1 protein-coding gene and 1 pseudogene are annotated in these 1,944 nt (G+C 62.2%); one reads left to right on the plus strand and one right to left on the minus strand.

All coding sequences use genetic code 11. The features are described 5' to 3' along the window. Window positions 1-102: 102 nt before the first annotated feature. Window positions 103-1,017 (minus strand): SpvB/TcaC N-terminal domain-containing protein, encoded by a 915-nt coding sequence (locus C7I84_RS29590; RefSeq protein WP_120785138.1) that lies wholly within the window; start codon window positions 1,015-1,017, stop codon window positions 103-105. Window positions 1,018-1,336: 319 nt separating this feature from the next. On the opposite strand from C7I84_RS29590, the pseudogene C7I84_RS30790 reads away from it, so the two are divergent. Then, a pseudogene (locus tag C7I84_RS30790) lies at window positions 1,337-1,819 on the plus strand (transposase); the annotation flags it as partial. Window positions 1,820-1,944: the final 125 nt, after the last annotated feature.

A 1,944-nucleotide genomic window follows, 5' to 3' on the forward strand; every position in this document is an offset into this window, starting at 1 on the left:
TCAACGCGCCCGACCGGGCTGCGCAACCCCGACCAGCTCTACCCGGTCGGGCGCTCAACGTCGTGCACCAAAAGGGGGTCAAAATTGGACGCCGATCCGGGGTCAGTTTTGCAAGCCGTTTGACAGCGTGTCCTCCACCGACGACAGCAGCCAGCGCGAATCGCGCCATACATCCTCGATTTCGGGGCTTGGAGTGGCGATCCCGTAAAAGTCCGCGGCCGTGCGGAAGGTCGATTTCGTGCCGCTGCGATCCGTCACCACGAACTGATTTTGGCTGTCCTTCTGGATACGCAGGAAGGATTCGCGCTCTGTGACGAAATATTCGCCGCTTTCATACGTCTCGCCGCTCGAACAGGACGGCGGCAACGGCGAAGCGGTCACGACCGTGCAATCGATCAGTTCCTCGCCATTCAGCAGGTAGACGTCATTGGCGTCGAAGGCAGGCACGCCGTTTTTAGGGCTCGCCCTCTCGATGACGTCAAACCCGTCAATGCCCCAGCCGTAACCAAGCCAGCCCTGATAGAGCCCTCCGGTCTTGGTCTTGCGCAGCGAATTGTAGCTCAGCGATATGGCGGGCTCGAGCCCCCGAAAGGCCGGCACGTCGATATCGACCTCATAGGTCAGATTGCCTGCATTGCCGGCGCGCGCCGCTCCCGCGCCCTCTGCCGTAGCTTTCAAATCCGGAGACGGTGCCGCAGACACCGGCTCTTCCGATGCCATAGTGGCTGCCTGGTCCGGCGCAATCGGCTCGTCTGTTTCTGCGGCGCTATCATCTGGCTCGGTATCCTCAACTGCTTGAGGATCCCCGGTAGCCTCTCCGCTCGGCTGCTCTTCCTCCCCCGCCAGCCCGGCGCCGTCATTGCCGAGTCCTTGCGGTTGAGGCAGCGCTGGCACATCCCCGGCTAGCGGCGATCCCGGAACCTCCGGTGTCTGAGCCGACCCACCACTCGGCACCAACGCAGCAAAGATAGCCAAGCCAATAGAAAGCCACAGCCACCGAAAACGGCGAGCCAGCATGATTCTCCCCCACCCATATTGCCCAAGCAGGAGCGCGCCACAAGCGTGGGAAAGTGTCAACAGGCAACAACCATAGCGAGAGTTTGTCCACAACTCCGCAGCGCTGCTTCTTGTTAGATCTTCCTGCAAGCGCTGGCGGAGCCCCTGACGTCGACGTGCAGCGCAAGATGGTCGGCTTTGTCGCCGATTACCGGGCGGACTATGGCGAGAAGTCACCGGTGCGGCTGGTGGAGCGTTCGATGTTTGAAGAGATCAGGTGACCTGAGACCCTGAACTTCCCCCAGATTTGGGTAGAGTCCGTCGATCAGGGAGACGAACGATGCGACCCTCGCGGTTCACGGAAGAGCAGATCATCGGAATGCTGAAGGAGCAGGAGGCCGGTGCGAGACGGCGGATGTCTGCCGTAAGCACGGCATCTCGGCAGCGACGTTCTACAGCAAGGCCAAGTTCGGCGGGATGGAGCCTGGTTGAAGAAGCTGCTGGTCGAGCAGTTGCTCGACAACGCGATCCTGAAGGATGTCGCCGCCCGATGCGAAGCGGGAGGCGGTGGCTCATGCCTGCGAAGTGCATGGGGTGAGCCACCGTCGGGCGTGCCAGGCTCCGAACATCGACCGTTCGACGGTGCGCTACAAAACCAGTACCCGCCCGAACGACGCTCGGTTCCGTGGAGGCAATGACGGCCATAGCGGCGGAGCGCCGGCGGTTCGGCTACCCCAGGAGCCACATCATGCTGGACCGACAGCGCATCGTGATGAACCAGAAGAAGCTGCGGCGCCTCTACCGGGAGGAGAAGCTGCAGGTGGACACCTCGAACTACCGGCATTCGCGGCGTGTTTTGTCTCGCTGAGGTGTGGCGCGGCCCGATGAGCGGCGATCGCGTCGGGTTTGGTCGATGAGATTGCTGCTGGACGCCGATTTCGGCGTCGC

The organism is Kumtagia ephedrae, assembly GCF_003012745.1.
In the GTDB taxonomy this organism is placed as follows: domain Bacteria; phylum Pseudomonadota; class Alphaproteobacteria; order Rhizobiales; family Rhizobiaceae; genus Kumtagia; species Kumtagia ephedrae.

Excerpts from the sequence above, each read along its gene's own strand:
- C7I84_RS29590 (WP_120785138.1), bottom strand. The coding sequence starts at position 1,017 with ATGCTGGCTCGCCGTTTTCGGTGGCTGTGGCTTTCTATTGGCTTGGCT.